The sequence below is a fragment of the Streptomyces sp. NRRL F-5650 genome, from assembly GCF_000721365.1.
GTDB lineage: Bacteria > Actinomycetota > Actinomycetes > Streptomycetales > Streptomycetaceae > Streptomyces > Streptomyces ardesiacus.
This window is the reverse complement of record NZ_JOGV01000047.1, coordinates 1-22,412: the sequence shown is the minus strand read 5'-3', so window position 1 is coordinate 22,412 and position 22,412 is coordinate 1. Positions and strand designations below refer to the sequence as shown.

Below are 22,412 nucleotides of genomic sequence, written 5' to 3'. Positions count from 1 at the left end.
CCTCAGGGCATGCCCCAGCCGTGCCCCTTCCGTGCCCGATCGGCCGGGAAATCGCGGGGAACGGCGGTGATCGGCGGGTAGCGCGTACGGCGACGGCCCCCGACCGTCATGCCTGGTCAGGGGCCGTCAATCAGTGCGGTGGGTGTGGGATTTGAACCCACGGTGACTTGCGCCACGACGGTTTTCAAGACCGTTCCCTTAGGCCGCTCGGGCAACCCACCCCTGCGCCGTCCCGGCCGGGGCGGAGCGGGTACAGCCTACCGGGCCCGTCCGCCGGGTGGGGGTCACGCGGGGTGAGGGGGGCGGGCCGCGTTCCAGGCCGCCTCGATCATCGGGAAGATCTCGTCGAGGGCGGCCTCGGGGTCGGGGGCCTCGCGGGACAGCGAGTAGGCGTCGATCACGAACCTCGCCAGGGTGCGGGCGGCCGTCTCGCTCCGGGTCAGGGTGGGGTCGGCGGCGATGGCGGTGGCCAGGGCCTCCGCGTGGCGCAGGCGGACCGAGTCGTCGTACTTCCGCAGCGCGGGGGAGGCGTCGATCATGCGCCGGATCGGGGCGGCGCTGTCCGCGGTGCAGTGCCGGACCAGGGCCAGGACCTCGCGGCGCAGGGCCGGTACGAGCGGCTCGTGCGGGGCACGGTCGGTGACCGCCCGCGTCAGGCGGCGCTCGAAGTCCTCGTCCTGCTCGAAGACCAGGGCCTCCTTCGAGGCGAAGTGGGAGAAGAGCGTCGTGACGGCCACGTCGGCCTCGGCGGCCACGTCACGGATGCCCACCGCGTCGTACCCGCGCTCCAGGAAGAGCCGCAGCGCGGTGTCGGCGATCTTCTGGCGGGTCGCGGCCTTCTTGCGCTCACGGCGGCCCGACTGCTGCACGGTCATGCCCGCAGGCTAGCAGGTACGAAACAGTAACTGTTATGGAAAGCTAACCGTTAGTGCTACGTTCGGCGGCATGAGAAAAGTGAGCTTCGCCGAGTTCGGCGGTCCGGACGTCCTTCGACTGATCGAGGCCGAGGAGCCCCACGCGGGGCCTGGCCGCATACGCGTCGCCGTACGGGCGGCGGGCGTGAATCCCGTCGACTGGCGGATCAGGGAGGGGCAGGTGCTGGGAGCCCACCCGGTCGTGCTGCCCTCCGGCGTCGGTCTGGACGCCGCGGGGGTCGTGGACGAGGTCGGGGAGGGGGTCACCGGGGTCGAGATCGGGGACCGGGTGTTCGGGGAGGGCGTCGACACCTACGCCGAGTTCGCCGTGCTCGGGGCCTGGGCGCGGATGCCGGAGGGGCTGACCTTCGAAGAGGCCGCCGGCTACCCCTCCGTGGTGGAGACCGCGCTGCGCGTCGTGCGCGAGGTCGGTGTGCGGCCGGGGCAGACGTTGCTGGTCAGCGGCGCGTCGGGGGGAGTCGGGTCGGCGGTGCTGCAGATCGCCCGCGACCGCGGCATCGGGGTGATCGGTACGGCAAGCGCGGCCAACCAGGACTACCTGCGCGGCCTCGGCGCCCTCGCCACGACGTACGGCGAGGGCTGGGTCGAGCGGGTGCGGCGGCTCGGCGCCGTCGACGCAGCTCTCGACCTGGCCGGTTCGGGCGTTGTCCGCGAGCTGGTCGAGCTGACCGGGAACCCGGAGAGGGTCGTCAGCATCGCCGACCTCAAGGCGCCCGAGTTCGGCGTCCGGTTCTCCGGAGTGGCCGGGAGCGTGCCGGCGGCGCTCGCCGAGGCCGTCGGCCTGATCTCGCGCGGGAAGCTCCACATCCCGGTCGAGAAGGTCTACCCGCTGGCCGATGCCGCCGCCGCGCACGTCGACAGCCAGGCCGGTCACACGCGCGGGCGCCGGGTCCTCGTCGTCTGACCCCGCGCGGAGGGCGGTGGCCGTTGCTGCGGCTCGCCCACCTGTCCCCCTGACGCACTTCGCCACCGGGGGCAGATCCCGGTGGCGAAGTGAACGGCCGTGGTGCTGCGGAAGCGGCGTCAGTCGTCGCCGGTCTTCGAGCCCAGGGTGACCTCGGTGGTGTGCTGCTTGCCGCCGCGCTCGTAGGTGACCGTGACCTTGTCGCCGGGCTTGTGGGTCCAGATCTCGCCGATCAGGGTCGGGCCGCTGTCGATGACCCGGTCGTCGAGCTTGGTGATGACGTCCCCGGGCTTGAGGCCCGCGTCGTCGGCGGGGCCGCCCTTCTCCACGGGGTCGGAGCCGCCCACGCCCTGCTCGGTGAGCTTGGCGCCGCTCGTCGTCTCCTCCAGGGAGACGGAGGCACCGATCTTCGCGTACACCGGCTTGCCGTTCTTGATGAGCTGCTGGGCGACGAACTCGGCCTGGTTGATGGGGATCGCGAAGCCCAGGCCGATGGAACCGGCCTGACCGGTGCCGAAGCCGCCGTTGCTGGTCGACTGGATCGCCGAGTTGATGCCAATGACGTTGCCCTGCGCGTCCAGCAGCGGACCGCCGGAGTTGCCCGGGTTGATCGACGCGTCGGTCTGCAGGGCGCTCATGTACGACGCCTTGCTGTCGGCGCTGCCGTCGCTGGAGGCCACGGGGCGGTTCTTGGCGCTGATGATGCCCGTGGTCACCGTGTTGGACAGGCCGAACGGGGCGCCGATGGCGATCGTCGAGTCACCCACGGCGACCTTGTCGGAGTCGCCCAGCGGGAGGGGATTCAGGTCCGAGGGGGCGTTTTCCAGTTTGATGACCGCCACGTCGTAGCCCTGGGCGTGGCCGACCACCTGGGCGTCGTACTTCTTGCCGTCGGGGAAGGTCGCGCTGAGCTTGCCGCCGTCGACCGCCTCCGCCACCACGTGGTTGTTGGTGACGATGTGGCCTTCCTTGTCGAAGACGAACCCGGTGCCGGTGCCGCCCTCGCCGTTGCTTCCCTCGGCCTGGATGGTGACCGTGCTGGGCAGTGCCTTGGCCGCCACACCGGCGACGGTGCCCGCCTCCCGCTTGAGGGAGCCGCCGGTGTCGGAGGCGGAGACCGTGGTGGAGCCGCCCTCGTCGTTGTTCCTGGCCAGCGTGTAGCCGAGCCCGCCGCCCAGGCCGCCCGCGACCAGCGCGGCGATCAGGACACCGGCGACCAGACCGCCCCGCCCGCGGCCCGGCTTCGGGGCCGGCTGCTGGTACGAGGCTCCCCAGCCGCCCGCGCCGCCGCCGGAACCGTCGCCGAAGCCTCCGCTGCCGAAGCCGCCGGCACCTCCGCCGTACGCCGGAGGCTGGGCCGGGGTGCCCGGCGGCGGGGGCGGGGGCCACGAGGCGTCGGGAGCCGACGAGCCCCGGGGGGCCTCGCCGCCCTGGGGTGCCTGGTGGTCCTGGGGTGCCTGGTGGTCGTGGGGTGCCTGGTGGTCGTGGGGTGCCTGGTGGTCCTGGGACACCGGAGCCGGAGTCTGGGGGGCGGGGGGCTGGGGGGAGGCAGCGGGAGCATCGACCGGCACGGGGGGTGCGGACGGGGCCGGGGGTACCGCGGTGCCCTCGTTCTCGGTGCTCACAGCTTTTCTCCTCGCTCCACGGCTGGTTGTCGCTCACCCTGGTCGCGCTCAGCCACGCTCACGCGCTGCTCCACGGTCCGGCGCGATACGGATGTGCCGGTGATTTTGTATGGCATCAGCTTTTCCCACGGGCCGTCAGGGCACCATAAGCGGTTGCTGTGGGTCCCCGACCGTCCTTTACACAGGTCATCCAAGACTAAACGGACTCAATGCCGATTCCGCCGATGGCACGTCTACCCGCCCGCGGTGGCACCATGACGCGGTGACCCACGTACGACAGCACCGGACTCAGGTCGTCGCCCACCGCGGAGCCTCCGAGGAGGCCCCGGAGCACACCCTGGCCGCGTACCGGAAGGCGATCGAGGACGGGGCGGACGCACTGGAGTGCGATGTCCGCCTGACCGCCGACGGCCACCTCGTCTGCGTCCACGACTGGCGCGTCAACCGTACGTCGAACGGCCGCGGCGCGGTGTCCGCCCTCGAGCTCGCCGACCTCGCCGCCCTGGACTTCGGCGCCCGCCGGACCCGGGAGTTCTGGCGCACGCGCGACGAGCAGCCCGACTGGGAGCACCGGCCCGAGGACCGGGAGGAGACCTCGGTCCTGACCCTGGAACGGCTGCTCCAACTGGTCGCCGACGCGGGCCGGCGCGTGGAGCTGGCCATCGAGACCAAGCACCCCACGCGCTGGGCGGGGCAGGTGGAGGAGCGGCTGCTGCTGCTCCTGAAGCGGTTCGGACTCGACGCCCCGGCCTCGGCCGAGGAGTCCCCGGTGCGGGTGATGAGCTTCTCGGCCCGGTCGCTGCACCGGGTACGGGCCGCCTCGCCGACGCTGCCGACGGTCTATCTGATGCAGTTCATCTCGCCCCGGCTGCGCGACGGGCGGCTGCCCACGGGTGTCCGGATCGCGGGCCCGTCGATCCGGATCGTGCGCAATCACCCGGCGTACGTCGAGCGCCTGAAGCAGGCCGGCCACCAGGTGCACGTGTGGACGGTGAACGAGACGGCCGACGTGGATCTCTGCGTCGGCCTGGGCGTGGACGCCGTCATCACCAACCGGCCGCGCGCCGTCCTGGACCACCTGGGCCGCTGATCCGCCGCCTCCCGGCCTACCGCCCTCCCGGCCTACCGCCCTCCCGGTCTGCCGACCTCTCGGCCCGGCGACCCCGGATCCGGCGATCCGGCGAACCGGCGATCCGGCGAACCGGCGAACCGGCGAACCGGCGGACCGGCGGACCGGGAGGGCAACAAATCGGAGGCCGACGGGCCGGGGGCCCGGCCGCCCGTTTCCGTCTCTGCGGCAGCCCGCCCGTACCGTCCGGATCCAGCCATGTGATTACAGGGAGTGCTCCGGCGCGTTCGGTGCGTGTTCGATCGTGTCGAATGCGTCACCGGAGGGGGATCGGCCGGTTTCCGGCTCCGAGCCAGAGGGCATCCACACCGTGGCGTGGGGCAAAGGAGGTCTCGGGGGTGGCGCTGGTGGTGGCACAGGAGGTGCCCACGTCGTCGAGCATGGCCGTGCCCCATGGCCCTGCGGGCGTGGGGCGAGCAAGACACCGTATGCGTGACGAGTTGCGCAGAAACGGCGTGGCGGAATCGGTCATCGACGACGCTGTACTGGTCCTTTCGGAACTGCTGAGCAATGCCTGCAGGCACGGCCGGCCGCTGGGCGACGCCCTGGCCGGGGACGGAGACGTCCGCGCCGCGTGGCAGGTGGACTCCGGCGGACGCCTGCTGGTGGAGGTCACGGACGGCGGCGGCCCGACCCGCCCGGCTCCGGCGACCCCCTCGGTCACCGCGCACGGCGGCCGCGGGCTGAACATCATCACGGCGCTCGCCGACGACTGGGGCGTACGGGACGACGTCCGCGGAGAGGTCACGGTCTGGGTCGTCGTCCACGACGACGTGCACGACCCGGACGCCGGGCAGCGGCGGGACGACTTCGCCTCCCGCATCGCGGCACCGGCGGTCTCGGAGATCCCCGGCCTGGACTTCGCGGACGCCTTCGACGACTTGGGCTGAAAACCCTGGGACTCGGGCCGATCCCTGGGCAGGCTGCGGCGAGTTGTCCACAGGCGGCCCGTCGTCCACAGGGTCCCGTCGGCCGGGTCCGGAACGGCTAGGCTCGCGCCCGTACGAGTAGAGCCGTAACCGGGAGACACCCACGATGGCCAAGAAGCGACCCCAGACCAAGGCCAAGCGGCCCCAGCTCGACGATGCCGAGGTCCCGGTCGTCGGCGCCCGCGAGCCCTGCCCCTGCGGCAGCGGCCGACGGTACAAGGCCTGCCACGGCCGGAGTGCCGCGCAGGCCACGACCGCGCTGGTGCAGCGCCCGTTCGAGGGGCTGGCCGGCGAGTGCGACTGGGTGGCGCTGCGGGAGCTGGTGCCGGCGGCGACGGTCGGGCTGACCCTGCGGGACGGCCTGCCCGAGGGCGTCCCCTCCGTCACGCTGGCCACGGTGCTGCCGATGGCCTGGCCCGCCCTGCGCCGCGACGACGGCTCGGTCCTGCTCGGCCTGCAGAACGACACGGCGTCGGGCGACATCAGCCGCGACCTCGCCGACACCCTCGCGCGGGCCCTGACCGCCGAGCCGGGCACCCCGGTGCAGGGGCGCCGCGCGCCCGCCGACGGGCCCCGGCTGCAGGACCTGCTCGCGCCCGAGGGCGCCTTCGAGCCGGAGGTGCACTCGGGCTTCGAGTTCTGGGTGCCGGACCCGGAGAACGCCACGCCGGACGTCACCGCCTCCCTGGAGCGGGCCAACGCCGCGGCCATCCCGACCGTCCGGCTGCAGGGCGTCGACGCCGCCTACTGGTGCGAGACGCCGGAGAAGAACCACCTGCGCTGGGTCATGCCGCACGAGGAGGAGCGGCTTCTGGACGCCCTTGCCCGGCTGCACGCAGCGGGCCGGTCGTCCCTCGGCGAGGGCACCCGTCTCATCGGCTCGTTCCGCGCCCACGGGCTCACCGTGCCGGTGTGGGACCTGCCGAGCGGGGTCACCGCGCAGGACATCGAGAAGCCGGCCGCGGAGTTCGCCGAGCGGCTCGCCGAGGCACTGGCCGCGGACGCTCCGCTCACGCACGACGAGCGCCGGGCGCGCGGTGGTCTGACCAACCGCCAGGTCACGCTGAGCTGACGCCCGACCGCCCGGGCCGTCCCCGGCTGACCGACCGGTCAGCCGGGGAGGCGGTCCCGGACGCGTGATACCGGTCACAACTCCCCGCGAAGACAAGCCAGTCGGTGACCGGAAACAAGAGATCGAATTTGCTAACCGCCGATCTCTTGTTACCGTTCCAGTAGCCCGGTTGCTGGTGCATCCCCCGTCGCCAGCAACCGGGCCTTTCTGTGCGCCGGGTCGTGCACTCACCGCAGTCGTCCGCCAACTCGCCGTTTGCACAGGTGAGTTGTCCTCGCCCCCACCACCACTCCCGGCACCGCCCCGTGGAGCGCCGTCCATCGATGGCACCGCGCACGGTCCGGCCCGGCGCAGCGCACCCCCGCGCGATCCGGTCCGGCACGACCGGTCCGGCGGCGCGGTGCTCCCCCGCGTGCAGCGGCGCACGAAGCGGCATGGTGTGGAGGACGACGACGCTCGCTAGCGGGCGCGGACGACACGGACGCACCGACCCCGAGCGGGCCCGGACCCGGCGCGCCGGTCGCCCCTACAGCTCGGGCGCGCTCACACCCGTACGGGTGAGGGCGTCGACCACCGCGTCCACCACGGCCTCCACGTCCGGCACCCAGGGCGCGGCGGATCCGGGCAGCGGCGCCCGCTCCCAGCGGACGGCGCCCGCACCGGTCTCGGACGGGGGCAGCGCAAGATAGCCGCCCTCGCCGTGGAAGCGCAGGGAGCCGGGGACGAAGTCCTTGGCGTAGAGCAGCTCGCCCAACTGCTCCATGGAGTACGGCCTGACCAGCAGCGCCCAGCGGTGGGCCGAGGCGACGACCGGGCCGAGCCGCATCCCGGCGCGGTCGAGCGCGGCGAGCGCGCGGGCCGCCGGGAGGGCGGGCAGGGAGACGGCGCACGGGGCGGCGCCCCCGGTGGCCAGGACGATCGGGGCGGTCGGCCGGTTGCCCCACCACCAGCGCACCATGCGGGCGTCGGTGGTGGCCGCGAGGAGACCGGGGTCGAAGGGATGGGCGCCCGGCACCGTGCACTCGGGGTCGGGGCAGGCACAGCGCGACCGTGCCCGCGGGTCGGCCGCCGCGCCCGGGAGTACGGGCCACTGCCATTGCGTCGCGTAGGTCAGGGCCGCGCCGATCAGCTCAGGCCGCCCGTCGTCGTGCGGGGACAGCAGCCTGCGTCGCCTTCCGAGGATCTCGCGCATGAGCGCTCGTTCCTTTCCGTTGCACGCCTGGCAACACCGTGGTCACTTCACACCATGTGTCGATCACTTCGCTGTGCGTTGCTGGTGGCGCATCACACCCCTGCCGGGAAACGCCCCCGCGGGGCCATCCCGGGGAACACCTCCGCCAAGGGCAAGGGAAACCCCTGTGGGTCGAGCACTGACTGCGTCCGTGACGGTCCGGCCACCGCGTCTGTCAAAAGCGTGGGCGTGGCGCGGGGTGGCGAAGTATGGCGTTTGTTGTCGCGCGTATTTCTCTCCGCCTCCGCCACGGGAGGATGGGGCACGGTCGTCGGTGGATAGGACGCCCGGGTCCGTCGCCAGGTTCCCAGGTGGCCCCCAACCACCCCCGGCCTTCTCCGAGTACGTACCCATCACGACCGCTGTGACGCTCCGTGAAGCACCCCCAGTCGACCGCAACAAGCCGTCCTCTGGGGCAGTTTCAAGCCAATTCCGTATTTCCGCAAGGGGTCGAGAAGGAGTCCGCTCACACCCCACGGACACCAGGAATCCCAGCAGGACAATGCTGGACATCCCCTTACGAGTGCGTGTACATGTGGAGACACTGCTAGCGGCGCAGAAGGACATGGGGGTTTGCGATGCTTTTGAGCAGTAAGCGCCGGTCGAACGGCCGGACGCCATGAACGCCCCGCACCCCGCGAAAGTGGCCGGAATCGATTCCACGGTTCCGTCCCCCGCACACACTGTCGCGTCCGCCGCCACGGACACCTCCCCGGCGACCGGACCCCCCACGACGGACACCCCGGCCGTCACGGACACCTCCTGTGCCCCCGGCGCCCTGCTCCAGGACCGGCTCGCCGGCTGGGTCTCGGACCTGACGACCCTGCACGAACTGACCGAGCGCCTGGTGCGCACGGACACCCTCGCCGACGGGCTCCAGGAACTGCTGCGCGCCGGAGCCGCCCTGGCCGGCGCCCGGCGCGGTCTCGTCGTGCTGGAACCGTCCGACGGACTCGGCCCCGACACCACCGTCGGACTCGGCCTCGCCCGCGCCGACCTCGGCCACATCGAGACCGTGCCCCGCGGCTGCCTGTCCTACGGGCGGATCCTGGACGGACTGCCGGTCGACGAGGACGGCATCGCCGAACCCGACCTGCTCGCCGAGAAGGCCCTCGACCCCCGTCACCGCGAGGTCGCCGCCCGCCTCGGCTACGCCGCCAGTTACACCCTCCCCCTCCGCACCGAGGGCACCGGGCGTCTCGGCGCCGCCGTGTGGCTCTACGACGAGCCCGCCGAACCGGGCGAGCGGCAGCGCCACCTCGCCGGGCTGTACGCCCGCCACGCCGCGCAGCACCTGGCCCGCCTCCTGGAGGTCGAGCGCACCCGCGCCGCCATGGCGACGATGACCGAGGACCTGCTCCCCTCCCGCCTCCCCCGGGTGCCCGGTGTGCGGCTCGCCTCCCGGCACCGCACCGGTCCGCTCGGCGGGGGCGACTGGTACGACGCGCTGCCGCTGCCGGACGCCGCCCTCGGTCTCGCCGTCGGCTCCGTCACCGGGTCGGGGCCCGGCGCGGTCGCCGCGATGGGCCGGCTGCGCGCCTCGCTGCGGGCGTACGCCGTGATGGAGGGCGAGGATCCGGTCGCCGTCCTGTCCGACCTGGAGCTGCTGCTGCGGCTCACCGAGCCCGCCCGCTCGGCCACCTCGCTCTTCGGCTACTGCGAGCCCGCGCTGCGCCGGATCACCCTCGCCGGGGCCGGACACTGCCCGCCCCTGCTGATCGGGGAGCGGCGCACGGAGTTCGTCGAGACCTCCCTCTCCGCGCCGCTCGGCATGCTCGCCTGCTGGGAGGCGCCCAGCGTGGAACTCCAGGCCGAACCGGGAGAGACGGTTCTGCTCTACACCGACGGCCTGCTGCACCGCACCGGCGACCCGGCCGACCGAGCCTTCGCCAGGCTGCACGCGGCGGCGGCCGCAGTTCCCCGGGCCGCGCGCCAGGACCCGGACGCGGTCGTCGAGCACGTCCTGCGCACCGTGCTGCCCGGCGGGAAGGCGGAGGCGGACTCGGAGGAGGACGTCGTCCTGCTGGCAGTCCGGTTCGATTAACGGACACTCCGTCCGCCCTGACGCCCCGCATGTCGCGCATAACGGACGGTAGCGCCTTCGCGTAACAGGCCCTTCGCCCCTGGGCCCCCTTCCGTACGACCGTACGATGGACGTGGTCCAGTGCCGTATCTAGGAGGATGACCGTGGCGGAGGAGCTCACCCCGGCAGTATCTGATCTTGCTGTTGACGCAGCGGGCCCGGAGGCCGAGACCGAGACCGAGGAGCCCATCAAGCAGCGCAAGAACGGCCTGTACCCGGGCGTGTCCGACGAGCTGGCCGAGAACATGAAGTCCGGCTGGGCCGACACGGAGCTGCGCGACCTGGAGCCGATCGCCCAGGCCGCCGAGACCGCCGCCCGCCGTGCCGCGCTGTCGGCCCGCTTCCCCGGCGAGCGCCTGGTGATCCCCGCGGGCAACCTGAAGACCCGCTCCAACGACACGGAGTACTCCTTCCGCGCCTCGGTCGAGTACGCCTACCTGACCGGCAACCAGACCGAGGACGGCGTCCTGGTCATGGAGCCGAAGGACGGCGGACACACCGCGACGATCTACCTGCTGCCGCGCTCGAACCGGGAGAACGGCGAGTTCTGGCTGAACGGGCAGGGCGAGCTGTGGGTCGGCCGCCGCCACTCCCTCACCGAGGCCGAGAAGCTGTACGGCATCCCCGCCTCCGACGTGCGCGAACTGGCCGACGCCCTGCGCGAGGCCACCGGCCCGGTGCGGGTTGTGCGCGGCTACGACGCCGGCATCGAGGCGGCCCTGACCGACAAGGTCACCGCCGAGCGCGACGAGGAACTGCGCGTCTTCCTGTCCGAGGCCCGCCTGGTCAAGGACGAGTTCGAGATCGGCGAGCTGCAGAAGGCCGTCGACTCCACCGTGCGCGGCTTCGAGGACGTCGTGAAGGTCCTCGACAAGGCCGAGGCGACCAGCGAGCGCTACATCGAGGGCACCTTCTTCCTCCGCGCGCGCGTGGAGGGCAACGACGTCGGTTACGGCTCCATCTGCGCCGCGGGACCGCACGCCTGCACCCTGCACTGGGTCCGCAACGACGGCCCGGTCCGCTCCGGCGACCTGCTGCTGCTCGACGCCGGCGTGGAGACGCACACGTACTACACCGCCGACGTCACCCGCACGCTGCCGATCAACGGCCGCTACAGCGAGCTGCAGAAGAAGATCTACGACGCCGTGTACGACGCCCAGGAGGCCGGCATCGCGGCGGTGAAGCCGGGCGCCAAGTACCGGGACTTCCACGACGCCTCCCAGCGCGTGCTGGCCGAGCGGCTCGTCGAGTGGGGTCTGGTCGAGGGCCCCGTCGAGCGCGTCCTCGAGCTGGGCCTGCAGCGCCGCTGGACGCTGCACGGCACCGGCCACATGCTCGGCATGGACGTCCACGACTGCGCCGCGGCGCGCGTGGAGTCGTACGTCGACGGCACGCTGGAGCCCGGCATGGTGCTGACCGTCGAGCCGGGGCTGTACTTCCAGGCCGACGACCTGACCGTGCCCGAGGAGTACCGGGGCATCGGCGTGCGCATCGAGGACGACATCCTCGTCACCGCCGACGGCAACCGGAACCTCTCCGCCGGCCTGCCGCGCCGCTCGGACGAGGTCGAGGAGTGGATGGCCGCGCTGAAGGGCTGACCTCTTGTCGTACGACGGCCGGGCACCGCGGGGTGCCCGGCCGTCGGCGTTCCGCGCGGCTGTGCCCGTCAGACGGCCACCAGCGGGGCGTTCTCGCGCCACTTGAGGATCTTGTCGAAGCTCACCACGGCACCGGCGTGCCCCGGCGCGCTCCCGATGTGGACGTGGTCGGCGAGCTCCCGGATGAGGCACAGGCCCCGGCCGCTCTCCGCCTCCGGGGGCGCCGGACGGGCCACTCCCTGCGGGCCGCCCGGAGCGGCGGCGGGGAAACCGGGGCCCGTGTCGGCGACCTCGATGCGGCACCGCTCGCCGTCGAGGTAGGCCGTGACGCGGTAGGCCTCGCCGGGTCCGTCGTTCCCGCCGTGCTCGACGGCGTTGGCGCAGGCCTCGCTCAGCGCGACGGAGAGGTCGAAGGAGATGTCGGGATCGACGCCCGCGGTCTCCATGGTGCCGATCAGCAGGCGGCGGGCCAGGGGCACGCTCGCAGCCTCGCGCCGCAAATGGAGTGACCACCAGATGCTCATGCTCCAGCCTCCCGGCCGCGGCTCGACATACCGATACGTATTGCCCCTCACCCCCGGGTGTAAGCACACCGCGGCGGTGACACCGCTCGTCCGGCGGATGCGCCGGTGCCGCCGATCGGTGTATGCGCGGGCGGCCCACGACAGAAGGTGACCTTCGGTGCCGTTCCCCACCTTCCGGTCGTACGGCATCTTGTGGACCTGCCGTACGGCGCGGGGGCCGCGGGTGCGATGATGAGCCCGCCATGACTGCCCCCCACCCGCCATCGGCGCGCTCCGGGAACGACCTCCGGATGCTGCGGGCCGCGGTGTTCGCCGCGGTCTGCGTCGTGCTGGCCGCGGCGGGGCACACCCTCGCCTCCTGCGCCACCGTTCCGCCGTGGGCGCTGGGCACGGGATTCCTCGGGGCGGTCCTGGTCGCCGTGCCGCTCGCCGGACGCCGGCGTTCGCTGGCCGGCATCGTGACGCTGCTGTCCCTCGGGCAGACCGCGCTGCACATCCTGTTCGGGCTGGGCCAGCACGGCAGCGCCGTCGCCGCCCCGGCCACCGCGACCGGCACCGGGACGGAGGCGCTGTCCGACGCCTCGCTGGTCCAGCAGGCCGCACGCCTGGTCTGCGGGACCACCGCGGCGGCGATCAGCCCGACCCAGGCCCAGCGCATCCTCACCGACGCGCGGATCGCCCCCGACGCCACCACCGGCGCGGCGCACCACACGGCCGACGCCGTGTCCGGCGCCGGAGCCTCCGCCGCACTGCTGCCGTCCCTGCCGATGCTGCTGGGCCACGTCCTGGCGGCCCTGGCCGCGGGCTGGCTGCTGCGACGCGGGGACCTGGCCCTGGCCCGGCTCGTCGAACTGTCGGCGCACTCGGCCCACTGCGTGGCCGAAGCGGCGTTCGTCCGCGCCCTGCGCGCCGCGCTCTTCCTGGTGCGCGCCCTGCACGCCGGGCTGGCCGGAGCCCCGGGCACCGGCCCGCGTCCGCCGCGCCCCGCTCCGTGGGTGCCGGCGCGGCCCCGGACCACCGCGCTCCAGCACACGGTCATCAGGCGCGGTCCGCCGAGCGACGCGTTCGCCCTCGCCGCCTGACACGACGCGACCACCGTTCCGCTCCCGCGGGAGGGGCCGCCGTCGTGCGGCACGCGCGCGTGCGCGCATCCCTCCTGTCATCCGGCACCGGCCGAGCACCGGTGTCCACACGAAGCGGAGTACTCCGTCCATGAAGGCTTCCCGTATCGCCGCCGCCGGCGTCGTGTCCGGCCTCGCCGTCCTCGCCCTGTCCGCCCCCGCCTTCGCCCACGTCGGCGTGCAGCCGGAGGGCACGGCCGCCAAGGGCGGTTACGCGGTCGTCGACTTCAAGGTCCCCAACGAGCGCGACAACGCCTCCACCACCAAGCTGGAGGTCACCTTCCCCACCGACCACCCGCTGGCGTCCGTGATGCCGCAGCCGGTGCCGGGCTGGACGTCCGAGGTCACCAAGGCCAAGCCGGCCAAGCCGCTGGAGTCGCACGGCAAGCAGATCACCGAGGTCGTCACCAAGGTGACCTGGACCGCGGACGGCAAGGGTGTCGAGCCCGGCTACTTCCAGAAGTTCCCGGTCTCCATCGGCGCGCTGCCCGAGGACGCCGACGAGCTGGTGTTCAAGGCGATCCAGACGTACTCCAACAAGGAGGTCGTGCGCTGGATCGAGGTGCCGCAGGAGGGCCAGGAGGAGCCCGACACCCCGGCGCCCGTGCTCAAGCTCTCCGCGGCCGAGGACGACGCCCACGGCGCCTCGGGCTCCTCGGACTCGAAGGCCGGCGACACCGAGGCCGCCGCGGAGAACACCGCCGCCGACACCTCCTCGTCGGACTCCGGCAGTGACACCACCGCCCGGGTCCTCGGCGTCGTCGGCATCGTCGTCGGTGCGGCGGGCGTCGGCTACGGCGTGCTGGCCGGCCGTCGGCGCAGCTCCGGCGCGGCGTAACAACGCCTGTGCCGGTGCGTCGGCGTGACCTCGCCGGCGCATCATCTCGTCCGGTGCGCGCCGGGCATCACCTCCGTCGGTCCGTCCGACGGGTCCCGGCGCGCACCGGAGCACCTCACATCTGGGACATTTCTCTATGCGCAAGAAGACGTTCGCCCTGGCCGCCGTGGCCGCCGCCGGCTGTCTGACCCTGTCCGCCTGCGGCAGCGGCGCCGACAGCGACAAGCCCGTGACCGTGGTCTCCGAGGACAGCAGCCGGCAGGCCGCCACCGTCCTCGACAAGCCCTTCGCCAAACCCGACCTGGTCCTCACCGACGTTCAGGGCAAGAAGTACGACCTGCGCGAGCAGACCGCCGGCAGGCCCACCCTCATCTACTTCGGCTACACCCACTGCCCCGACGTCTGCCCGCTCACGATGAACAACATCGCCGTGGCCAAGAAGCAGCTCTCCCAGAAGGAGCAGGACGAGCTGCGGGTCGTGTTCGTCACCACCGACCCCGAGCGCGACACCCCGGCCGCGCTCGGCAAGTGGCTCAAGGGCATCGACCCGCAGATCGTGGGCCTGACCGGCGACTTCGACACCATCCAGGCGGGCGCCCGCACCCTCGGCATCTCGATCGACCCGCCGACCAAGGACAAGGACGGCAAGGTCGTCTCGACCCACGGCACCCAGGTCGTCGCCTTCTCCCCGAAGTCCGACGCGGGCTACGTCCTGTACGGCGAGGACGCCACGGTCGACGACTACACCAAGGACCTGCCCAAGCTGATCAAGGGGGAGAACCCGTGAGGCGTCCCGTGCTCGCGGCCGTCGCGGTGGCCGGTGCCCTGGTCCTCGCGGGCTGCGGCGGCTCGGACTCCGGCTCCCCGGCCTCCGGCGCCGAACTCTCCGTCGACGCCGCCTACATACCGCAGCCCGTCTCCGACTCCATGGCGGCCGGGTTCCTCACGATCACCAACGAGGGCGGCACCGCGGACCAACTGACCTCCGTCACCAGCGAGGCCGGCGAGGTCACCGTGCACGAGACCGTCGGGGGGACCATGAAGGAGGTCGACCGTCTCGAGGTGCCCGCCCACGGTCAACTCGTGTTCAAGAGCGGCGGGAACCACCTGATGTTCGAGAAGCTGAAGCACCAGCCGAAGCAGGGGCAGTCCGTCGCCGTCGAACTGCACTTCGCCCACTCCGACCCCGTCACGGTCAAGATGCCCGTGAAGGCGGCCACCTACCAGCCGACCACCGGACACTCCGGACACACCGAAGACTCCGGACACTGAGGGAGGGACCACCTTGACGCAGACCATCGCCCCGCGCGTCCGGACCCTGGTGCTGCTGCTCCTGGCCGCGGCCTGCGCACTGCTGGCCGCCGCCGGACCGGCCTCCGCGCACGCCGCTCTGACCGGCAGCGACCCCCGGCAGGGGGCGGTGGTCGACAAGGCTCCGGCCCAGGTGTCGCTCACCTTCTCCGAATCGGTCTCCATGGACGGCGACTCGCTGCGCGTCCTCGACCCCAAGGGCAAGCGCGTCGACGACGGCAGCCCGTCGGGCACCGGCGGCACGACGTACGCCGTGAAACTCCACGCCGGGCTGCCCGACGGCACCTACACGGTGACCTACCAGGTCGTCTCCGCCGACAGCCACCCGGTCGCCGGCGCCTACACCTTCTCCGTCGGCGCCCCCTCCGAGACCTCGGTCTCCGTCTCCGCGCAGGCGGCGGGCGGCGGGTTCGTCGGCGGGCTGTACGGCGTCGGACGGTACGTGTCGTACGCCGCGTTCGCCGTCCTGGTGGGCGGCGCCGCCTTCGTGCTCGCCTGCTGGCCGCGCGGCTCCGGGGTGCGCGTCGTGCAGCGGCTCGTCGTCTCCGGCTGGCTCGCGCTGACCGCCGCCACCCTCCTGCTCCTGCTGCTGCGCGGCTCCTACACCGGCTCCGGGAAGGTCGCCGACGTCTTCGACCTGGGCCTGCTCGGCGAGGTGCTGCAGACCAAGTCCGGCGCCGCGCTGGTCTCCCGGCTGCTGCTGCTCGCGGCGGCCGCGCTGTTCATCGCCGTCCTCTTCGGCGCGTACGACAAGAGGGAGGACGAGGAACGGCGGGACCTCACCTTCGGGCTGGCGGTCGGCGGCAGTGTCGTGGCGGTGGGCCTCGCGGCGACCTGGGCCATGTCCGAGCACGCCTCCGTCGGCCTCCAGGCCGGCCTCGCCATGCCGGTCGACGTCGTCCACCTGATCGCCGTCGCCACCTGGCTCGGCGGTCTCACCGCGCTGCTCGTCGCCCTGTACCGCGGCCCGGCGGACACACCGGTGCCCGCGGTCGCCGTACGCCGGTTCTCGCGCCTCGCCTTCGGCAGTGTGGTCGCGCTGGTGGCGACCGGCGCGTACCAGTCCTGGCGCCAGCTCGGCTCCTGGACGGCCTTCACCGACACCCGGTACGGGCAACTGCTCCTCGTCAAGATCGGGCTCGTGGTGGTGCTCGTCGGCGTCGCGTACTTCTCCCGGCGGTGGACGGCGCAGTTGGCGGACGGGGTGCCGGTCGTCGCCGGGCAGCGGAAGAAGGAGGCCGCGGTCACGCCGGGCGGCGGCAAGAACGACACGGCGAAGGCCGCGCAGCAGGCCGGGGCCGGGGGCAAGGCCGGAGCCACGGGGAAGGACGGAGCCACGGAGAAGGGCGGGACGGGAGCGGCTGCGCCCGGGGGAGCCGTGAAGCAGGTCAGGACCGGCGGAAAGGCGTCCGGCGCGGGGAAGGGCCCCGGGGACTCGCAGCGCGCCGCGCAGCTCGCCCGGCAGCGCGCGGCCGTGGACGCCGCCCGGCAGAAACGGCAGCGGGACGCCGACCCGCACCGCTTCGGACTGCGCCGCTCCGTACTCGCCGAGGCGGGCGTCGCCGTCGTCCTGCTCGTGGTCACCACCGTCCTGACCCAGACCGAGCCGGGCCGCACCGAGGAGGAGGCCAAGGCGGCCGGAGCGGCCTCCGCCGCCACCGCGGCCCCCTCCACCGGCGCGGTGACCCTGGACATGCCCTTCGACACCGGCGGCCAGAACGGCAAGGGCGTCGTCCGGGTGGAACTCGACCCCGCCCGGGTCGGCGCCAACGACCTGCACCTCTACGTCGAGCGCCCGGACGGGACCGCCCTGGACATCCCCGAGGTGAAGGTGGCGCTCACCCAGAAGGCCAAGGACGTCGGGCCCCTGCCCGTCGCCCCCGACCACATCACCACCGGCCACTGGTCGGCGAGCGGAGTACAGATCCCGATGGCCGGAGACTGGGAAGTCGCCGTCACCGTACGGACCTCCGACATCGACCAGGTGACCCTCTCCAAGAACGCGCAGATCGGCTGAACCGCACCATGGCTGACCAGTCCACCCCGGAGGCCCGGAACCGCGAGACGACCCGCGAGGGCCTCTCGCGGCGCCGCCTGCTCGGCACCGCCGGTGCCACCGGGCTCGTCCTCGGCGCGGCGGGCGCCGCCGCGGGCTACGCCGCCGCGCCCTCCGCCGCCGCCACGCCTCTCACCTCGCTCGGCAGCAAGCGGGCGATGTTTCACGGGAAACATCAGCCCGGCATCACCAGTCCTCTGCAGGCCCGCGGGCACCTCGTCGCCTTCGACCTCGCGGCGGGCGCCGGCCGCAAGGAGGCAGCCGCCCTGCTGCGCCGCTGGTCGGACACGGCCCGACGGCTGATGGCGGGCGAGCCGGCCGGGAGCCGGGACACCGACGTGGCCCGGGACGCCGGTCCCTCCTCGCTGACCGTCACCTTCGGCTTCGGCCACAGCTTCTTCGGCCGCACCGGACTGGAGAAGCAGCGCCCGGCCGCGCTCGACCCGCTCCCCGACTTCTCCTCCGACCACCTCGACAAGAACCGCAGCAACGGCGACCTGTGGGTACAGATCGGCGCCGACGACGCCCTGGTGGCCTTCCACGCGCTGCGCGCGATCCAGCGGGACGCGGGGACGGCCGCCCGGGTCCGCTGGCAGATGAACGGCTTCAACCGTTCACCCGGCGCCACCGCCCACCCCATGACCGCCCGCAACCTCATGGGGCAGGTCGACGGCACGCGTAACCCGAAGCCCGACGACGCCGACTTCGACGAGCGGATCTTCGTGCCCGAGGAGTCCGGTTCCGGGAAGGGCGGGCCTGCCTGGATGGCGAACGGCTCCTACGCCGTCGTACGCCGCATCCGCATGCTCCTCGACGACTGGGAGAAGCTGTCGCTCAAGGCGCAGGAAGAGGTCATCGGGCGTCGCAAGTCCGACGGGGCGCCGCTGTCCGCAGGGAGCGACGCGACGGAGACGACCGAGATGGACCTGGAGAAGACCGACGGGTCCGGGAAGCTCGTCGTCCCGATCAACGCCCACGCCCGGATCACCCGCCCCGACCAGAACGGCGGCGCGGCGATGGTCCGGCGGCCCTTCTCGTACCACGACGGCTTCGACGCCGACGGTGTCCCGGACGCCGGCCTGCTCTTCATCTGCTGGCAGGCCGATCCGCTGCGGGGGTTCGTGCCCGTGCAGCGCAAGCTGGACCGGGGCGACGCGCTGTCGCAGTTCATCCGGCACGAGGCGAGCGGCCTGTTCGCGGTGCCGGGCGGGGCGGCGGAGGGAGAGTACGTGGGGCAGCGGCTCCTGGAGGGGTGAAACCGGCGACGCGTCACCCCGGCGAGGGGTGGTGCGAGACGCGTGGGCCCGGGTGCCGCCGGGCCCATTAGGGTGAGGACATGCCAGCCAGTTACGCGTATCTCGGTCCTGAAGGCACCTTCACCGAAGTCGCCCTGCGCACCCTCCCGGAGACGGCGACCCGGGAACTGGTCCCGTACGTCTCGGTGCAGTCCGCGCTCGACGCGGTGCGCACCGGCGAGGCGGAGGCGGCCTTCGTGCCGATCGAGAACTCCGTCGAGGGCGGCATCACCACCACCCTGGACGAGCTGGTCGCCGGCCAGCCGCTGATGATCTACCGCGAAGTGCTGCTCTCCATCACCTTCGCGCTGCTGGTCCGGCCCGGCACCAAGCTGTCGGACATCAAGACGGTCACCGCCCATCCGGCGGCCCAGCCCCAGGTGCGCAACTGGCTCAGGGCGCACCTGCCGGACGTCGCCTGGGAGTCGGCCGCCTCCAACGCGGACGGCGCCCGCCTGGTACAGGAGGGCCGGTACGACGCGGCCTTCGCCGGTGAGTTCGCCGCGGAGCGCTACGGCCTGGAGGTGCTGGAGGCCGACATCCACGACGCGGAGAACGCCCAGACGCGCTTCGTGCTGGTGGGCCGGCCGGCCCGGCCCGCGGCGCCGACCGGCGCGGACAAGACCTCCGTGGTGCTGTGGCAGCGCGACGACCACCCCGGCGGCCTGCGTGATCTGCTGGGCGAGTTCGCCACCCGGGGCATCAACCTCATGCTGCTGCAGTCGCGGCCCACCGGTGCCGGTATCGGCAACTACTGCTTCTGCATCGACGCCGAGGGGCACATCTCCGACCGGCGGGTGGCCGACGCGCTGATGGGCCTGAAGCGGGCCTGTCTGCAGGTGCGCTACCTCGGGTCGTATCCACGCGCGGAGGCCGGGCCGACGGATGTGGACGCGCTGCGGCCGGGCACCTCGGACGAGGCGTTCGTGGCGGCGGCGGACTGGGTGGCGCGCTGCCAGGACGGCCGGTTCTGACTGTCGGACCTATCGGCTGATTTTCGCCGGCCTGCGTTGTCCACAGAAGTTATCCACAGGTCCGCTTCTCGACCTGGGGACAAGTCGACAACGAAGCGGCATTCAGTCGACATATCCCCCTACGACCCCCCACTTCGCCCACAGAGGCGCAGGTCACCCTTCGTCCACCTGTTTCTTGCCCGCCATCCTCCGGAGTGACACCGGGCGCCCCCTTTCCACTCGAAAGGGGAGCCCTGGAGGGTTTGGGCCGACCGCTCGCAAGAACGGGGAATGATCGCTTCCGTGAGTCCACAGATCTTTCGCACACCCTGTGGATAACTTTTCCGGGCTGTGGATTCCTGTGGACGGACCCGTCCCCAAGTCCCGTTCTCCACAAGGGGATCCGGTCAACGGAATGCCCCGGGGCGCCTCGTTCCGGGGAAGCCGCGACGTCTCATTGACCGGTCGCGCGGCGGGCGGGATCCGCGTCCGGCAATAGTGGGTCGAGAGCCGGCACCGCGCACCGGTAGCCTTGACCGCGTGATTGACCTTCGCCTGCTCCGTGAGGACCCCGACCGTGTGCGCGCGTCGCAGCGCGCCCGTGGAGAGGACGTCGCACTCGTCGACTCCCTCCTGTCCGCCGACGAACGGCGCAGGTCGTCCGGCGTCCGCTTCGACGAGCTGCGCGCCGAGCAGAAGGGCCTCGGCAAGCTGATCGGCCGGGCCACCGGGGACGAGAAGGCCGAGCTGCTCAAGCGGGCCGAACAGCTCAAGACCGACGTCAAGGCCGCCGACACCGAGCGCGACGCGGCCGACGCCGAGACCCAGGAGCTGCTCCAGCGGCTCGGCAACCTCGTCCACCCCGACGTCCCCGTCGGCGGCGAGGAGGACTTCGTCACGCTGGAGACGCACGGCACGCACCGCGACTTCGCCGCCGAGGGCTTCGAGCCCAGGGACCACCTGGAGCTGGGCCAGTTGCTCGGCGCCATCGACGTGGAGCGCGGCGCCAAGGTCTCCGGCTCGCGCTTCTACTTCCTGACCGGCGTGGGCGCCCTCCTGGAGCTCGCCCTGGTCAACGCGGCGATCGCGCAGGCCACCGCGGCCGGCTTCACGCCGATGCTGACCCCGGCGCTGGTGCGCCCGCAGTCGATGGCCGGCACCGGCTTCCTCGGCCAGGCCGCCCAGGACGTCTACCACCTCGACAAGGACGACCTGTACCTGGTCGGCACGTCCGAGGTACCGCTCGCCGCCTACCACATGGACGAGATCCTGGACGCCGAGCGCCTGCCGCTGCGCTACGCCGGCTTCTCGCCCTGCTTCCGCCGCGAGGCGGGCTCGCACGGCAAGGACACCCGGGGCATCTTCCGCGTGCACCAGTTCGACAAGGTCGAGATGTTCTCCTACGTCCTCCCCGAGGACTCGCAGGCCGAGCACCAGCGCCTGCTGGAGTGGGAGAAGCAGTGGCTGACGTCGCTGGAACTGCCGTTCCGGGTGATCGACGTGGCCTCGGCCGACCTCGGCTCCTCGGCCGCGCGCAAGTACGACTGCGAGGCGTGGATCCCGACCCAGGGCAAGTACCGCGAGCTGACCTCGACCTCGGACTGCACCGAGTTCCAGTCCCGCCGGCTGTCGATCCGCGTCCGCGAGGGCAAGAAGGTGCGTCCGCTGGCCACTCTCAACGGCACGCTGTGCGCCGTTCCGCGCACCATCGTGGCGATCCTGGAGAACCACCAGCAGGCCGACGGTTCGGTCCGCGTGCCCGAGGTGCTGCGGCCCTACCTGGGCGGCCGGGAGGTCCTGGAGCCGGTGGCCAAGTGACCGACACCGGCACCGCCGCGGTCCCCGGCACCGCTCCCGCCGGGGGCTTCCCCTACCGGCTGATCGCGACCGACCTCGACGGCACGCTGCTGCGCGGCGACGACACGGTCTCGCAGCGCACCCGCGCCGCGCTCGCCACGGCCACGGCGGCGGGCGCGGCCCACATCGTGGTCACCGGGCGGGCGGTGCCGTGGACCCGGCACATCCTGGACGACCTCGGCTACGACGGGCTCGCCGTCTGCGGCCAGGGCGCGCAGGTCTACCACGCCGGGGAGCACCGGCTGCTGACCTCCGTCACCCTGGACCGGCAACTGGCCGGGGTGGCACTGGCCAAGATCGAGGCGGAGACCGGTCCGCTGTACCTGGCGGCAAGCCGGGACGGCCTGGACGGCGACGTCCTGGTCGGCCCGGGGTACGAGGTCGGGGGCGATCTTCCCGCGCTGCCCCTCACCGACGCCTCGGACCTGTGGTCGGCGCCGCTGAACAAGATCTACATCCAGCATCCGACCCTGTCGGACGACGAGCTGGCTGAGGCGGCCCGGCAGGCCGCCGGCGGCTTCGTCACGGTGACCATGGCCGGCGCAGGCGTCGTCGAACTGCTGCCTCTCGGCCTGTCCAAGGCCACCGGACTGTCACTGGCCGCGCGCCGGCTCGGCCTGAAGGCCGCGGACACCATCGCGTTCGGCGACATGCCCAACGACGTCCCGATGTTCGGCTGGGCGGCCCGGGGCGTGGCCATGGCCAACGCCCACGAGGAGCTGAAGGCGGTCGCCGACGAGGTGACGTCCTCCAACGACGAGGACGGCATCGCGGTGGTCCTGGAGCGCCTGTCGGCCTGACCCGGGCACCGGTCCCGGCCCGGGAGTCCCGGCCGGGATCCTGAATGCGGCTCGGGGGGGTGCCCCTATGTGTTTGGTCAAGGTCGAAGGCCAGTAGGTTCGTGTGGTTGGGGGCAGGCCGAGCCGTAGGGGTGTGCATGAGTGATAGCCA

The 22,412-nt window shown here is 72.6% G+C and carries 19 protein-coding genes and 1 tRNA gene; 15 read left to right on the top strand and 5 right to left on the bottom strand.

The features are described from left to right. Nucleotides 1-136: 136 nt before the first annotated feature. Nucleotides 137-221 (bottom strand) — tRNA-Ser (locus IG88_RS0131070). Nucleotides 222-284: 63 nt separating this feature from the next. Further along, a complete protein-coding gene (locus IG88_RS0131065) occupies nt 285-875 on the bottom strand; it encodes a TetR/AcrR family transcriptional regulator (protein WP_031048495.1) in 591 nt (196 codons plus the stop codon). A 70-nt stretch (nt 876-945) separates the two neighbouring features. Here IG88_RS0131065 and IG88_RS0131060 point away from each other — a divergent pair, with 70 nt between their 5' ends. After that, nucleotides 946-1,839: an NADP-dependent oxidoreductase gene (locus IG88_RS0131060; RefSeq protein WP_031048492.1), complete on the top strand. Its 894-nt coding sequence runs from the start codon at nt 946-948 to the stop codon at nt 1,837-1,839. A gap of 119 nt (nt 1,840-1,958) precedes the next feature. Here IG88_RS0131060 and IG88_RS0131055 read toward each other — a convergent pair whose 3' ends face one another. Beyond that, entirely contained in the window at nt 1,959-3,464 is a 1,506-nt protein-coding gene (locus tag IG88_RS0131055; RefSeq protein ID WP_031048490.1) for a S1C family serine protease, read from the bottom strand. A gap of 262 nt (nt 3,465-3,726) precedes the next feature. On the opposite strand from IG88_RS0131055, the gene IG88_RS0131050 reads away from it, so the two are divergent. The 3 genes from IG88_RS0131050 to IG88_RS0131040 all read left to right on the top strand — a co-directional run bounded on the left by IG88_RS0131050 (nt 3,727) and on the right by IG88_RS0131040 (nt 6,594). Beyond that, nucleotides 3,727-4,554, top strand: a complete 828-nt coding sequence (locus IG88_RS0131050; RefSeq protein WP_031048487.1) for a glycerophosphodiester phosphodiesterase — start codon at nt 3,727-3,729, stop codon at nt 4,552-4,554. Nucleotides 4,555-4,844: 290 nt separating this feature from the next. Beyond that, nucleotides 4,845-5,483 carry an ATP-binding protein gene (locus IG88_RS39260; RefSeq protein ID WP_037837085.1) on the top strand — a complete coding sequence of 213 codons (639 nt, stop codon included), beginning with the start codon at nt 4,845-4,847 and terminating at the stop codon, nt 5,481-5,483. A 145-nt stretch (nt 5,484-5,628) separates the two neighbouring features. Continuing rightward, nucleotides 5,629-6,594 carry a DUF5926 family protein gene (locus IG88_RS0131040; protein WP_031048480.1) on the top strand — a complete coding sequence of 322 codons (966 nt, stop codon included), beginning with the start codon at nt 5,629-5,631 and terminating at the stop codon, nt 6,592-6,594. A 526-nt stretch (nt 6,595-7,120) separates the two neighbouring features. Here IG88_RS0131040 and IG88_RS0131035 read toward each other — a convergent pair. Continuing rightward, the gene (locus IG88_RS0131035) at nt 7,121-7,786 is read right to left on the bottom strand and encodes a bifunctional DNA primase/polymerase (protein ID WP_031048477.1); all 666 of its coding nucleotides are present in this window, start codon (nt 7,784-7,786) and stop codon (nt 7,121-7,123) included. A gap of 658 nt (nt 7,787-8,444) precedes the next feature. On the opposite strand from IG88_RS0131035, the gene IG88_RS0131030 reads away from it, so the two are divergent. Next, nucleotides 8,445-9,869, top strand: a complete 1,425-nt coding sequence (locus IG88_RS0131030; protein WP_031048474.1) for a PP2C family protein-serine/threonine phosphatase — start codon at nt 8,445-8,447, stop codon at nt 9,867-9,869. Nucleotides 9,870-10,012: 143 nt separating this feature from the next. Beyond that, nucleotides 10,013-11,506 carry an aminopeptidase P family protein gene (locus tag IG88_RS0131025; protein WP_037837105.1) on the top strand — a complete coding sequence of 498 codons (1,494 nt, stop codon included), beginning with the start codon at nt 10,013-10,015 and terminating at the stop codon, nt 11,504-11,506. A gap of 68 nt (nt 11,507-11,574) precedes the next feature. Here IG88_RS0131025 and IG88_RS0131020 read toward each other — a convergent pair whose 3' ends face one another. Further along, a complete protein-coding gene (locus tag IG88_RS0131020; protein WP_031048469.1) occupies nt 11,575-12,030 on the bottom strand; it encodes an ATP-binding protein in 456 nt (151 codons plus the stop codon). Between the two features lie 242 nt (nt 12,031-12,272). On the opposite strand from IG88_RS0131020, the gene IG88_RS0131015 reads away from it, so the two are divergent. The 9 genes from IG88_RS0131015 (at nt 12,273) to IG88_RS0130975 (ending at nt 22,261) form a co-directional block, all read left to right on the top strand. Continuing rightward, a complete protein-coding gene (locus IG88_RS0131015) occupies nt 12,273-13,112 on the top strand; it encodes a hypothetical protein (RefSeq protein WP_031048467.1) in 840 nt (279 codons plus the stop codon). Nucleotides 13,113-13,242: 130 nt separating this feature from the next. Further along, on the top strand, nt 13,243-13,989 hold the full coding sequence (locus IG88_RS0131010) for a YcnI family protein (protein WP_031048465.1): 747 nt from the start codon (nt 13,243-13,245) through the stop codon (nt 13,987-13,989). Nucleotides 13,990-14,125: 136 nt separating this feature from the next. Beyond that, complete coding sequence (locus IG88_RS0131005; protein WP_031048463.1) at nt 14,126-14,776, top strand: SCO family protein; 651 nt, start codon at nt 14,126-14,128, stop codon at nt 14,774-14,776. Further along, on the top strand, nt 14,773-15,261 hold the full coding sequence (locus IG88_RS0131000; RefSeq protein ID WP_037837083.1) for a copper chaperone PCu(A)C: 489 nt from the start codon (nt 14,773-14,775) through the stop codon (nt 15,259-15,261). The genes IG88_RS0131005 and IG88_RS0131000 overlap by 4 nt, the downstream gene beginning before the upstream one ends. Before the next feature lie 13 nt (nt 15,262-15,274). Next, a complete protein-coding gene (locus IG88_RS0130995) occupies nt 15,275-17,317 on the top strand; it encodes a copper resistance CopC/CopD family protein (RefSeq protein WP_031048460.1) in 2,043 nt (680 codons plus the stop codon). A gap of 8 nt (nt 17,318-17,325) precedes the next feature. After that, nucleotides 17,326-18,612 carry an iron uptake transporter deferrochelatase/peroxidase subunit gene (efeB, locus tag IG88_RS0130990; RefSeq protein WP_031048457.1) on the top strand — a complete coding sequence of 429 codons (1,287 nt, stop codon included), beginning with the start codon at nt 17,326-17,328 and terminating at the stop codon, nt 18,610-18,612. A gap of 80 nt (nt 18,613-18,692) precedes the next feature. Then, complete coding sequence (pheA, locus tag IG88_RS0130985) at nt 18,693-19,625, top strand: prephenate dehydratase (protein ID WP_031048454.1); 933 nt, start codon at nt 18,693-18,695, stop codon at nt 19,623-19,625. Nucleotides 19,626-20,144: 519 nt separating this feature from the next. Beyond that, nucleotides 20,145-21,422: a serine--tRNA ligase gene (gene serS / locus IG88_RS0130980; RefSeq protein WP_037799070.1), complete on the top strand. Its 1,278-nt coding sequence runs from the start codon at nt 20,145-20,147 to the stop codon at nt 21,420-21,422. Beyond that, nucleotides 21,419-22,261, top strand: a complete 843-nt coding sequence (locus IG88_RS0130975) for an HAD family hydrolase (RefSeq protein ID WP_031048451.1) — start codon at nt 21,419-21,421, stop codon at nt 22,259-22,261. The genes serS and IG88_RS0130975 overlap by 4 nt, the downstream gene beginning before the upstream one ends. The last annotated feature ends 151 nt before the right edge of the window (nt 22,262-22,412 follow it).